General features: G+C 61.6%; 12 protein-coding genes. 6 read left to right on the top strand and 6 right to left on the bottom strand.

From position 1 onward, the window contains the following. Positions 1-54 precede the first annotated feature (54 nt). Together ACX0MV_RS00060 and ACX0MV_RS00055 are read left to right on the top strand one after the other, a co-directional pair. Entirely contained in the window at positions 55-510 is a 456-nt protein-coding gene (locus ACX0MV_RS00060; protein WP_458980446.1) for a FecR family protein, read from the top strand. A gap of 5 nt (positions 511-515) precedes the next feature. Next, complete coding sequence (locus ACX0MV_RS00055) at positions 516-1106, top strand: OmpA family protein (RefSeq protein ID WP_458980445.1); 591 nt, start codon at positions 516-518, stop codon at positions 1104-1106. Between the two features lie 3 nt (positions 1107-1109). Here the strand turns inward: ACX0MV_RS00055 and ACX0MV_RS00050 are convergent, their stop codons facing one another. From ACX0MV_RS00050 to ACX0MV_RS00025, 6 genes are all read right to left on the bottom strand, one after another. Then, positions 1110-3218, bottom strand: a complete 2109-nt coding sequence (locus ACX0MV_RS00050; RefSeq protein ID WP_458980444.1) for a CHASE2 domain-containing protein — start codon at positions 3216-3218, stop codon at positions 1110-1112. A gap of 71 nt (positions 3219-3289) precedes the next feature. Continuing rightward, entirely contained in the window at positions 3290-3670 is a 381-nt protein-coding gene (locus ACX0MV_RS00045; protein ID WP_458980443.1) for a RidA family protein, read from the bottom strand. A 214-nt stretch (positions 3671-3884) separates the two neighbouring features. Continuing rightward, the gene (spoT, locus tag ACX0MV_RS00040) at positions 3885-5993 is read right to left on the bottom strand and encodes a bifunctional GTP diphosphokinase/guanosine-3',5'-bis pyrophosphate 3'-pyrophosphohydrolase (RefSeq protein ID WP_458980442.1); all 2109 of its coding nucleotides are present in this window, start codon (positions 5991-5993) and stop codon (positions 3885-3887) included. Positions 5994-6053: 60 nt separating this feature from the next. Beyond that, the gene (gene rpoZ, locus ACX0MV_RS00035; protein ID WP_458980441.1) at positions 6054-6317 is read right to left on the bottom strand and encodes a DNA-directed RNA polymerase subunit omega; all 264 of its coding nucleotides are present in this window, start codon (positions 6315-6317) and stop codon (positions 6054-6056) included. 149 nt (positions 6318-6466) lie between these two features. Further along, complete coding sequence (gmk, locus tag ACX0MV_RS00030; protein WP_458980440.1) at positions 6467-7087, bottom strand: guanylate kinase; 621 nt, start codon at positions 7085-7087, stop codon at positions 6467-6469. Positions 7088-7245: 158 nt separating this feature from the next. Then, a complete protein-coding gene (locus tag ACX0MV_RS00025; protein ID WP_458980439.1) occupies positions 7246-8109 on the bottom strand; it encodes a YicC/YloC family endoribonuclease in 864 nt (287 codons plus the stop codon). A 147-nt stretch (positions 8110-8256) separates the two neighbouring features. Between ACX0MV_RS00025 and rph the strand changes: the two genes are divergently transcribed. The 4 genes from rph to ACX0MV_RS00005 form a co-directional block, all read left to right on the top strand. Next, positions 8257-8979 (top strand): ribonuclease PH, encoded by a 723-nt coding sequence (gene rph, locus ACX0MV_RS00020; protein ID WP_458980438.1) that lies wholly within the window; start codon positions 8257-8259, stop codon positions 8977-8979. A gap of 24 nt (positions 8980-9003) precedes the next feature. Then, entirely contained in the window at positions 9004-9375 is a 372-nt protein-coding gene (locus ACX0MV_RS00015; RefSeq protein ID WP_458980437.1) for a DUF4870 domain-containing protein, read from the top strand. A gap of 129 nt (positions 9376-9504) precedes the next feature. Next, on the top strand, positions 9505-10476 hold the full coding sequence (locus ACX0MV_RS00010; RefSeq protein ID WP_458980436.1) for a GGDEF domain-containing protein: 972 nt from the start codon (positions 9505-9507) through the stop codon (positions 10474-10476). A gap of 499 nt (positions 10477-10975) precedes the next feature. After that, on the top strand, positions 10976-12051 hold a 1076-nt coding region (locus ACX0MV_RS00005; protein ID WP_458980435.1), incomplete at its 3' end, for an OprD family porin.

Genomic DNA, 12051 nt, shown 5'->3' with positions numbered 1-12051 from the left:
TGATCTAGGTCCATAGTGATGGACTGGCTATTCGCCCAGGAAAGTGAGGGTACTATGTTTGCGGTAAAAAAAGTGCTGATGCTCATGCTGAGCGCTCTCGCTTTCGCCGGGCCCGTCAGTGGCGACACTGCTGGCGAGCCGATCGGCTACGTGATGACGGTAAAGGGCAAGGCAACCGTCACCCGCGGCGGAAAAGCAACCCCTGCCAGCGTCGGTTTGCCGGTGGTGCTCGGTTCGACCCTGACCACGGGCGCGGATGGCTCGATGGGCGTCACCTTGAGTGATAGCACGGTTATGTCGTTCGGGCCCAATACCGAGCTGACCCTCGACGAATACCAGTTCGCACCGGCTAACGAAGAGCTGCGCCTGAGTGCTCGGATCAGCCGCGGCACGCTCAATTTCATTTCCGGGGTGATCGCCAAGCTCAAGCCTGAAGCGGTCGAGCTGAAGACGCCGACGGGCACCATCGGGGTGCGTGGCACCCACTTCCTGATCAAAGTAGACGAGTGAGCCCCATGCTGCGATCGCTGGGTGCGCTGCTGGTTCTGCTCTCACTGACCGGCTGCGCGGCCAAATCTTATGTGGTGCTGCTGGAAAGCCCGGATGGCACGACCGGTGCCGTGGTGGTGAGCGACGCCAAGGGCACCACGCTGTTGAAGCAAAAGAATCAGGGCGTGACCATGGGCGGGGGGCTCGGCGGCAGTCGAGTGTTCAGTCTGTCCGAGGCGAGCGTGCAGCGGGATTTTTCCGCGGCGCTGGCGGCGCAACCACCGTTGCCGCAGCGGTTTCTGGTGTATTTCAAGGTCGGCGATGTGGCCTTGACCCGCGAGTCTGAAGCCGCCATCGAGCAGGTCTTCAGTTCCATCGAACAGCGCGGGCCCTCGGCGGTGTCGGTGATCGGTCACACTGACACCATGAGCGGTGAACGATGGAACGAGCGGTTGGGCCTCAGGCGCGCCGAAACCGTGGCCGACCTGTTGCGCAAGCGCGGGCTCAAGGTGCTCGAGTTGCAGGTGGCGTCCCACGGTGAAAGCAACCTGCTAGTCGCCACGCCTGATGAAGTCGACGAGCCGCGCAACCGCCGGGTCGAAATCAGCGTTCGCTGACCCTTACTTATCCGCCATTCTGATCACTGCACCCTGTTCGCCACGGCGCAGCCTAGCCAGGTGGAATGCCACCAGCCCATCGTCGGGGCGCTGCTGCGCGAGCGCCGTGAAGGCCGCCAGCGCCTCTGTCGATTGAGTCTGGAGATGACGGTAGGCTGACTGGTAACGCGGGTCCGCTGCGACGCCGGGTTCGTATACGGCGATCGGCTGGAGCTTGCCCATCAGTATGACCTCACCCACCGCGCGCATTGGCGTATCCGGGTTCGCGTCGTGAATTGCCTGGGAGACGCACAGCGTGGTGCCAAGGTGACGGTTCAGCCCTTCGAGCCGTGCCGCAACGTTTACTGCATCGCCGAGGGCGCGGTAGTCGAACAGGGTCTTGCCGCCGAAGTTGCCGATCACCACCTCGCCGCTGTGCACGCCGATCCGAGTCGCGCCGATCGGGATGCCAGCGGCGCGGGTGCGCTCGGCGTGCTCGGCGGCGAAGCGCTGAATTTCCAGGGCACAGGCCAGCGCGCGGGACGGGTGATCAGCCTGCGGCAAGGGTGCGGAAAACAGCACGGCCAGCGCATCGCCGACGATGCGATCGAGGGTGCCCTCGTAGCGAAAGGCGATCTGGATGATGCCTTCGAGGTAGTCGTTGAGCAGGCTGACCACCTGCTCGGGCGGCTGCTGCTCCATCAGCGTGGTGAAGCCGGTCAGGTCTGTGAAGATAAAGCTGCAGTGCTGACGGTGGCCGCCGAGCTTGAGTTGATCCGGGTGCTGCACCAGGTGCTCCACCAGATTGGGTGACACATAACGCGAAAACGCGGCGCGCACCCAGCGCTGCTGGCGCTCGCTGGCGCGGTGATGGGCGATGCTGGTGCCGAGGTAGATCAGCAACATGCACAGCGAGGGCGTAAGCGCGTCGATCAGCAAGCCGTGACGGGAAAAGCTCCACCAGGCAGCCACATTCAGCGCTATCAACGCACTGGTCGCCAGCGTTGCGCCAACGATGGCGCTGGTACGCATCACCAGCAGGCACAGCAGCACGCTGCCAAATAACAGGGTAAGCGCCTCCAGGGCATTGGCCCAGGAGGGTCGCTGCAGAAAATCGCCGGTCAGTGCTTGCTCCAGCGCCTGTGCGTGCACCTGTACGCCAGGAATGATGCCGCCCAGCGGGCTAAAACGGAGATCCTGCAGGCCCTGGGCCGAGCTGCCGATCAGCACGATGTTGCCGGCGATCCGCTCGGGAGCGGCGCTACGGTCCAACACCTGCCAGGCTGGCACGCTCTGCACCGGCGACTCGCGGAAATGCACCCAGAGTTCACCACGGCGATTGGTCGGCAAGGCCAGCGCGCCGATGCCAACCTGCTGAATGCCGGCATTTTGCGCGACCTCCAGGCGGTACAGCGGTTGCCGCGTGAATACCCGCAGCGCCTCGGCGGTCAGCGAAGGCAGCAGGTTGTCGCCTACCCGAATAAACAGCGGTACGCGCCTAACCACGCCATCGGTATCGGGCACGAAGGTCATCGCGCCCGTGCCGGCGGCCGCCTGTTCGAGCGGCGGCAGCGCACTGATGCTGCCTGCGAACGGCGGAACGAAGCGCAGCGCCGAGCCGCCGCGTTGCTGAATCGCAAAGCGGCTTAACGGCGGCGTATCGGACGGCGTGCGCAAGGCGGAAAAACCCAGCACCGAGGGCTGCCGGGCGAGGGCGGCAGCGAATGTCAGGTCAGGATCTGGCAGTTCCGCGAGTTGCCGGGCCAGCTCGTCTGCCAGCGGATGCTGGCTCAGGAAGGCGAGCGGCGAGGTGCGATCGGCTTCGGCGAACAGCACGTCGAATACCACGACCGCGGCGCCGGCACGGCTTAATTCATCGACCAGCCGCGCCATCACGTTGCGCGGCCACGGCCACTGACCGTGCTGGACCAGGCTGGCTTCGTCGATATCCACCACGACCAGCGCCGCAGGGGGCTCAGACGTAGCTCGCGGTTGCCAGCGCTGGTACTGGTCGAACAGGCTGTTGCGCAGGCTGTGCAAAAACACTGGCTCGGCAAGGTACAGCGCACTTACGCCAATCAAGCCGGTGAGGAGCCCCAGCGCGCGCAACGGCAACCTTTTCCATACAGTCACGATTCGTTGCCACTCCTTGCGCCTGCTGGGGTTCGGCGCCGATAGGCCGCCGCCGTGCAACGGGCTGCCGTTTAGGCAAGCACCATGATGGCGTCCATTTCCACTTGTGAGCCGCGTGGCAGTGCGGCAACGCCGATAGCGGCGCGGGCTGGATAAGGTTGTTCGAAATAGCGGCCCATGACTTCATTGACCTTGGCGAAATGGCCCAGGTCGGTAAGGAAGATGTTCAGCTTGACGATGTCCTTGAACGAACCGCCCGCCGCTTCGGCTACGGCTTTGAGGTTTTCGAAAACCTGCACGGTCTGTGCCTCGAAGCCTTCCACCAGCTCCATGGTCTTGGGGTCCAGCGGGATCTGCCCGGACATGTACACGGTATTGCCTGCCTTGATCGCCTGGGAATAGGTGCCGATGGCGGCCGGTGCCTTGTCGCTGCTGATGACGCTCTTGCTCATGGGAACTCCTTGAATGCGGTTGAGGGTGATGACCGAATGTCTGGCCCCGCCCGCGCACCTTGTGAGCGCACGGGTCAGGTTGCATAGGGTGGGTGATAGCGACGGGCGCTGTCAAAGCGTGACGGTGAAACCTGTCGGAGAGCCAAAAGCGCTCAACAGGAGTGCGCTAGCCGTTGCAGATCGTTCCGAAGAGTAGGTGCTGGGCGCGCAATGCTTAGGCACGTACGCGGGTGATATGGATCACGCCCTTGATCGCGCGCAGCTTCTTGATGACCCGCGCCAGGTGCACGCGGTCATGCACGCTGACAACCAACTGGACGACGCTGATGCGGCCGTCGCGCTCGTCCATGCTGATCTTCTCGATATTGCCATCGGCGGCATTGACGCTGCCGGCCAGCACGGCAATCAGGCCGCGCTGGTGCTCCAGCTCGATGCGCAGCTCGACATTGAATTCGCCGACCACATCCTTGGCCCACGACAGCTGGATGCATTTCTCCGGGTTGTGACGGATTTCGCCGATGTTTTTGCAGGTGTCCAGGTGCACGACCATGCCTTTGCCAGCGGACAGATGCCCGACAATCGGGTCGCCAGGAATCGGTGTGCAGCATTTGGCGTAACTCAGCACCAGGCCCTCAGTGCCGCGGATCGCCAGTGGGCCTTCAGGGCTTTGCAGTTCTTCACCGCTTTCGGACAGCAACCGACGGGCGACGACGTAGGCCATGCGATTGCCCAGGCCGATGTCCTCGAGCAGGTCCTCCAGCACTTCCAGGCGGTATTCCGCGAGCACCGCCTGCAGGCGTTCCGCTGGCAACTGGTCGATATGGCTGTCGAAGCCGCCAAGCACCTTGTTCAGCAGGCGCTCGCCAAGGCTGATTGATTCGGAACGGCGTTGCAGTTTCAGCGCATGGCGGATATGCGTGCGAGCTTTGCCGGTAACCACGAAATTCAGCCAAGCCGGGTTTGGCCGAGCGCCCGGCGCGCTGACGATTTCCACGGTGGCACCGCTCTGCAGTGGCTCGGATAGCGGCGCCAGGCGGCGATTGATGCGGCAGGCGATGCAGGTGTTGCCGACGTCGGTGTGCACCGCGTAGGCGAAGTCGACCGCAGTGGAGCCTTTCGGCAACTCCATGATGCGGCCCTTGGGCGTGAACACGTAGACCTCGTCGGGGAACAGGTCGATCTTCACACTTTCGATGAATTCCAGCGAATTGCCGGCGCGTTGCTGCATTTCCAGCACGCCCTTGACCCACTGCCGCGCACGGGCGTGAGTGCCCTTGGGCTGGTCTTCGTCGTTGGATTTGTACAGCCAGTGGGCGGCGATGCCGTTGTTAGCCATCTCTTCCATCTCGCGGGTGCGAATCTGGATCTCGATGGGCACGCCATGCATGCCGAACAGCGTGGTGTGCAGCGATTGGTAGCCGTTGGCCTTGGGAATCGCGATGTAATCCTTGAAGCGGCCGGGCAGCGGTTTGTACAGGTTGTGCACCGCGCCAAGCACGCGGTAGCAGGTATCGACCTTGTCGACGATGATGCGAAAGGCGTAGACGTCCATGATTTCGTTGAACGCCCGGCGTTTGCCACGCATCTTCTGGTAGATGCCGTAGATGTGCTTTTCGCGCCCGTTCACCTGGCCTTCCAGCCCTTCGCGGGCCAGGCAGTGGGTCAGCGATTCCTCGATCTTGTTGACGATTTCCTTGCGGTTGCCGCGGGCGCGTTTGACCGCGGCGCGGATATGCTCGGAACGCATCGGGTGCATGGCCTTGAAGCCGAGGTCTTCGAATTCCACATGCATGCTGTGCATGCCCAGGCGATTGGCGATGGGTGCGTAGATTTCCAGGGTTTCCTTAGCGATGCGCCGGCGCTTCTCGCCGGACAGCACTTCCAGGGTGCGCATGTTGTGCAGGCGGTCGGCCAGTTTGACCAGGATCACGCGAATGTCGCGGGCCATGGCCATGGCCATTTTCTGGAAGTTTTCCGCTTGTGCCTCGGCCTTGGTCTCGAAGTTCATCTGGGTCAGCTTGCTGACCCCGTCGACCAGTTCGGCCACGGTTTCACCGAACTGCGCGTTGAGCGCTTCCTTGGCGATACCGGTGTCTTCGATCACGTCGTGCAGCATGGCGGCCATCAGGCTCTGATGGTCCATGTGCATGTCAGCCAGGATATTCGCCACCGCGAGCGGGTGGGTGACGTAGGCTTCGCCACTGCGGCGGCGTTGGCCGTCGTGGGCTTGTTCGGCATAGAAGTAAGCGCGGCGGACCAGGTTGACCTGGTCGCCATCGAGGTAGGTCGAAAGGCGATCGGCGAGGGCGTCTATGCTCGGCATGGGCGACTCCCTTGCCGATTACGGTGATCCCGCGCCGTGCGACTTCGACCAGGCATAGGCTTACAGAGGCTCGTTAGCCTCTTCCTCGAATGCTGCAAACAGGGGTTCTTCTACCACGATGTCATCTTGTGCGATCACGTCATAGTCCACCAGGCCAGCAGCGATTTCACGCAGGGCAACTACGGTGGGTTTGTCGTTTTCCCATGCAACCTTCGGCTCTTTGCCGCCGGTGGCGAGTTGACGGGAGCGCTTGGTGGCGAGCATGACCAGCTCGAAGCGGTTATCGACGTTGTCCAGGCAATCTTCAACGGTAACGCGGGCCATGGTGTTCCTCGTAGCAAATGCGTAGTAAAGCTGGGCCCGAATGGGCGAGCGGACTGGGTAGTCTAGTTAAGCGCCTAGGGCGGCCGCAAGCATTAAGCTACAAGCGGCACGAAAAACCTGTACGTGCCGCCCGTGCGAGCGGCTGTGCGTCAGGCCAGCAGCTCGCTGAGCAGACCGGCATGCCGTTGCTGCTGCGGCCCTTGTGCCAACTGGTTGGCCCGGAAGATCGCCTTCAAATCGCTAAGGGCATGGGCGAAATCGTCGTTGATCAGCAGGTAGTCGTATTCGACGTAGTGGCTCATCTCGCTCACGGCTTCACGCATGCGGCGCTCGATGATCTCGCTGCTGTCCTGGCCGCGGTTGGTCAGGCGATGCCGCAAGGCTTCCTGGGTCGGTGGCAGGATGAAGATGGATTTCGCCTGCGGCATTAGCCGGCGTACCTGCTGGGCGCCTTGCCAGTCGATCTCCAGAATCAAGTCGTAGCCTTCGGCAAGGGTCTGTTCGACCCAGGCTTGGGAGGTGCCATAGAGGTTGCCGAAGACTTCGGCGTGCTCAAGAAAATCGCTGTTATCGAGCATCGTGTGGAACTGCTCGCGGGTGGTGAAATGATAATTCACCCCGTCGATTTCGCCTGGGCGCATGGCGCGAGTGGTGTGCGAGACCGAGACGCGGATCAGCGCTTCGCTGTCGATCAGTGCCTTGACCAGGCTGGTCTTGCCCGCGCCGGAGGGTGCGGAAATGATGTAAAGGGTGCCGGTGGTGATAGCCATAGTGGTTCCGAGCCTTTTTCGGGTCCTGAAGCCTAGCAGGGCGTTAGCCGCTTCCTGGGTTGGCAATAGTAGTGTGTTAGAAATGGTCCGGGGCGCTGCATCTCACACGCCCATTAACAGCACGCGAGCCTCGTTATAGGTGCCTGCAGTGCCGCTGGTTATTCGATGTTCTGAACTTGCTCGCGCATCTGTTCGATCAGCACCTTTAGGTTGACCGCGGCCTGGGTGCTGCGCGTGTCGAAGGCTTTCGAACCAAGAGTGTTGGCTTCGCGGTTGAGTTCCTGCATCAGGAAATCCAGACGCCGGCCAGCGGCACCGCCACTCTGCAAAACCCGGCGAACTTCGCTGACGTGGGTGACGAGGCGGTCCAGTTCTTCGGCGACGTCGCTTTTTTGCGCGAGCATTACCAGTTCCTGTTCCAGGCGCTGAGGGTCGAGCTCGGCCTGCATCTCGGCGCAGCGGTCGAGAATCTTCTGCCGTTGCGCTGCCAGCATCTGCGGTACCAGTTCGCGCAGCGCTGCGACTTCATCGGTGATGTTGTCCAGGCGCTCGTTGAGCAGCTTGGCCAGTTCCGCGCCTTCGCGAGCGCGGCCTTTTTTCAGCTCGTTCAAGGCCTGGGTGAACAGGCCCAGCGCCGCTTTGTTGAGTGCCTGCGGATCGGCGGCATCGGCCACCAACACACCTGGCCAGGCGAGCATTTCCAACGGGTTAAGCGGCGCGGGCTGTTTGATCAGGTCGGCCAGGCTTTCGGCGGCGGCGATCAACTGCGCGGCGCGCTCCAGGTCCACCTGCAGCGGTTTGCCGGTGCTGTCTTCGGCATAGCGCAGCGTGCATTCGAGCTTGCCGCGTGACAGGCCGTTGCGCAGCGCTTCACGCACGGCGCCCTCGAGGTCACGAAAGGCTTCCGGCAGGCGCAGGTGCGGTTCCAGGTAACGGTGATTGACCGAGCGCAGCTCCCAGCTCAGGGTGCCATTGGCGCCGGCCTGTTCGGCGCGGGCGAAGGCCGTCATGCTGTGGATCATGGAGTGCACCCCTCGGAAAAGTCGGAACGAAAGGTGCGGGATTGTAGCGCAATGCGTCGGCCGCACCCAATTGGTCATGTCGTGGCCGGCCATGGCGCCTTATAATGCGCGGCAGATTTTTACTTCAATTCAAACAGGTACTCGTTGATGAAACGTCCCAGTGGCCGCGCCGCCGATCAGTTGCGTTCGATCCGCATCACCCGCAACTACACCAAGCACGCCGAGGGCTCGGTACTGGTTGAGTTCGGCGACACCAAGGTGATCTGTACAGTCAGCGTCGAATCCGGTGTGCCGCGCTTCCTCAAGGGGCAGGGGCAAGGTTGGCTGACCGCCGAGTACGGCATGCTGCCGCGTGCCACCGGCGAGCGTAACCAGCGCGAAGCCAGCCGTGGCAAGCAAGGTGGGCGTACCCTGGAAATCCAGCGGCTGATCGGCCGTTCGCTGCGTGCCGCGCTGGATATGTCCAAGCTTGGCGAGAACACCCTGTATGTCGACTGTGATGTGATTCAGGCCGACGGTGGCACCCGTACCGCCTCCATTACCGGCGCCATGGTCGCGTTGATCGATGCGCTGAAGGTGATCAAGAAGCGCGGCGGTCTGAAAGGCGGCGATCCGCTCAAGCAGATGATTGCGGCTGTGTCGGTGGGCATGTATCAGGGCGAGCCGGTACTCGACCTCGATTACCTGGAAGACTCCGCTGCCGAGACCGACCTGAACGTGGTGATGACCAGCGCAGGTGGTTTTATCGAAGTGCAGGGCACCGCCGAAGGCGCGCCGTTCCAGCCTGCTGAACTGAACGCGATGCTGGCGCTGGCGCAGAAAGGCATGAACGAGCTGTTCGAATTGCAGCAGGCCGCGCTGGCGGACTGATACACCACGCAGAGGAGACGCAGCATGAGCGATGAACCGCAGATTCCACCGTCAGTACCCAGCCAGGAAGCGCGGCAGTGGGCGATGTTCTGCCACTTTGCGGCATTTCTTGGGCTGATCTTCCCGTTCGGCAATCTGCTCGGGCCGCTGATCGTCTGGCAGATCAAGAAGGACTTCGATCCCTTCGTCAATGATCAGGGCAAGGAAGCGCTGAACTTCCAGATCACTGTTTCGCTGGCAGCCATCGTGTGCTTCCTGCTGATGATCGTGGTGATCGGTTTTCCATTGCTGATGTTGGTCGGTATCGCGGCGCTGGTACTGACCATCATCGCAGGTATCAAGGCCAACGAAGGGCAGAGCTACCGCTATCCATTTACCTGGCGCGCACTCAAGTAAACCCGCCTGCTGCGCCCCGTAAACCTGAACTTCTAGGCCCTCTGGCGGTCTTGAGTTCAGGTTTTTTTTATTTTCGCGCGGGCTAGGTAGTGGGCTGTTGACACCGACGTATCCCCAGGACGGTGCTTAATGGATGAGCTCAGCGAACTGCCGCATGAGTTGGAAGAGCTGACACTTGCGTTGTTGCACAGCCGTGCGGAAGTTATCCGCCTGCGGGAGCGTGAGCAGTTGTTCAGCAGCCTGCTGGGCAGCGTCAACGCCGTGCTTTGGGCATTCGACTGGGAAAAGCAGCGGATGATCTATGTCAGCCCGGCCTACGAACAGGTATTCGGCCGATCCGCGGCGCTGCTGATTGCCGGCTACGAGGAGTGGCGCAACAGCATCTACCCGGATGATATGGATTACGCTGCCGAGAGCCTGGCCAAGGTGCTCGAAACCGGCGCCATGGAATCGCGCGAGTACCGCATCATTCGTGCCGACGGGCAGCTGCGCTGGATCAGCGATAAATGCTTTATCAGCCAGCAGAACGATGCCGGGCAGGCGCAAATTGTTGTCGGCATCGCCGAGGACATCACCGAGAAGAAGCAGCTGGAAGGTGAACTGCAGCGCCTGGCGACGACGGATGTCCTGACCCAGAGCAGCAACCGAAGACACTTCTTCGACTGCGCCCAGCGCGAGTTCGAGCATGCTCGCCAATTCGGCAGCCCGCTGGCGTTCCTGTTGCTCGACGTCGACGATTTCAAGCAGATCAACGATCAATACGGCCACCAGATGGGCGACCAGGTGCTGCAGCGCCTCGCCTATTGCGGCGCGGCGGTGCTGCGCCGCGACGACCTGTTTGGCCGGGTCGGCGGCGAAGAGTTCGCGGCGTTGTTCCCCAGCTGCGAGCCTGATTTGGCGATTCAGATCGCCGAGCGTCTGCAGCGTGAGGTCCAGCGCTTGAGCTTCACCCATGAAGGCAAGGTGTTTGGCGTTACCGTCAGCCAGGGGCTCGCCAATCTGCGGGGTGATGACCTCAGCCTCGACAACCTGTTCGCCCGTGCCGACGCGGCGATGTACCAGGCTAAACGCCAGGGCAAGAACCAGATCGTTCTCGGTTAGTTCGCAAAGGGCAAGGGGCAGCTACTGCGAGTCAAGTAGCTGTGGCGATAAACCGCCTATTTGCGTGCAAGGTTCGGCTAAAAATTGCTTATTGAGGCGGCCCTTGCACCGCCATCTCTTCCTGCCTCTTCTGCAATCATTTGATATTACTGGGTATTTATAGCGCGCAGTCGATTGGCACATTAACTGCGTATATCTGCGTATTGCTCTTGCGTCGCAAACCGGCTGATATGCCGGCACTATAAAAATGAAGAGACCGTGCCATGACTTACTCCCTCATTGCCCTGCGTTCTGCCTCTGATTTCTGGTGTCTGCCAATCGGCCGGGATGCCTGCACGCCTTCGTAATTTTGCTCGCCCGGATCTGCCGCAGTTCCAGTGCGTTTTCGCCTGGCTGTGTGTATCGCTGTGCGAGTTATCGAATTCGGTCCGCGTTTGCCCCTTCGTTTTTGAAGCGCGTCTGGGCCGAAGTGCCACCCTTAAAACTGGAGAAAACCACAATGAGAAAAACCTCCCTTGCGTTAGCGATCGCTGCCGGCTCCCTGGGCCTGTCCCTGGGTCAAGTCGCCAACGCCGCGTTCCTTGAGGACAGCAAAGCGAGCATCGAAGCGCGCAATTTCTATTTCAACCGTGATTTCCGCGAAGACGCCGGCCAGTCCAAGCAGGAAGAATGGGCGCAGGGCTTTCTGCTGCGTCTGGAATCCGGCTACACCGAAGGCACCGTCGGTTTTGGCGTCGATGCCCTGGGCACCCTGGGCTTCAAGCTGGACTCCGGTGACGGCACCTCCGGCAGCGGCCTGCTCAACCCGGATCGCTCCGGCGGTTCGCAGGACTACTACGGCGGCCTGGGCCTGACGGCCAAGGCGAAGATCTCCGAAAGCGTGCTCAAAGTCGGCTCGCTGCAGCTGAAGAACCAGGCCATCGGTTCCAGCGACAGCCGCCTGCTGCCGCAGGTGTTCCGCGGCGGCAACATCGTCTCCAAGGACATCGCCGGGCTGACCCTCGACGCCGGTTACCTCGACGAGGTCAACAACCGCAACTCCGCCGATTACGAAGACATGACGCTGAACACGTTCGCCTTGAGCGGAATTACCTTCGGCGGCAATCCCAACCAGTCGAACGAGTTCATCTTCGCCGGCGGCAACTACAAGCTCACCGACAGCCTCACCGGCGGTTACTACTACAGCAACCTGGAGGACATGTATAAGCAGCATTCCTTCAACCTGGTGCACGTGCTGCCACTGGGCGACAAGCAGTCGCTGAAAACCGACCTGCGCTACGCCCGCTCCACCGATGACGGCGTGAGCAATGTCGACAACAAGGCCTTCGGAGCGATGGTTACCTACGCGCTGAGCGGCCACAGCCTCGGCCTCGGCTACCAGAAGATGAGCGGCGACACTGGCTTCGCCTACGTCGGCGGTACCGATCCGTTCCTGGTCAACTACGTGCAGATCGGCAACTTCGCGGCCAAGGACGAAACCTCCTGGCAGGCGCGTTACGACTTCAACTTCGCCTCCATCGGCATTCCCGGCCTGACCTTCATGACCCGCTACCTGACGGGCGACAACATCGACCG

Source organism: Pseudomonas cistanchae (genome assembly GCF_054483635.1).
Note: the sequence above shows the minus strand (reverse complement) of the source record. Positions and strands in the feature narration are given on the sequence as shown.